This is a genomic window from Streptomyces sp. ADMS, assembly GCF_033441795.1.
Classification (GTDB): Bacteria; Actinomycetota; Actinomycetes; order Streptomycetales; family Streptomycetaceae; genus Streptomyces.
In genome coordinates this window covers 1-534 of the sequence record NZ_JAVFVX010000403.1, presented here as the reverse complement: position 1 = coordinate 534, position 534 = coordinate 1, and the positions used below count along the sequence as shown (strand labels likewise).

The 534-nt window shown below is 65.0% G+C and carries 1 protein-coding gene; it reads right to left on the bottom strand.

Going from position 1 to position 534, the window contains the following annotated elements:
- On the bottom strand, nt 1-534 hold a 534-nt coding region (locus tag RB628_RS41275), incomplete at both ends, for a SulP family inorganic anion transporter (protein ID WP_318325755.1).

Below are 534 nucleotides of genomic sequence, written 5' to 3'. Positions count from 1 at the left end.
AGAACAGCTCGCCGGTGACCGCGTAGACGACCTGGTTGCCGTCGGGGTCGACGACACCGGTGACGTTGACCAGGTGCGCGACGCGCTTGGCGAAGATCACCATGGCGGTGATGCAGCCCACGACGACGCCGATGGCGAGGTTGTGGGTGGCCACCACGCACGCGACCGTGACCACCATGACGATCATCTCGCCGAGCGGCATCCGCTTGACCGTCTTCGGGGCGATGGAGTGCCAGTCGAAGGTGGCCACCGAGACCATGATCATGACGGCGACCAGGGCGGCCATCGGGATGTCGGAGACGATCGGCCCGAAAGCGATGCACAGCACCATCAGGAAGGAACCGGACAGGAACGTCGACAGGCGGGTGCGGGCCCCTGAGACCCGTACGTTGATCATGGTCTGGCCGATCATGGCGCAGCCGCCCATGCCGCCGAAGAAGCCGGTGATGATGTTGGCGACGCCCTGGCCGAGCGATTCGCGGGTCTTGTTGGAGTGGGTGTCGGTGATGTCGTCGACCAGTTTGGCCGTCATCA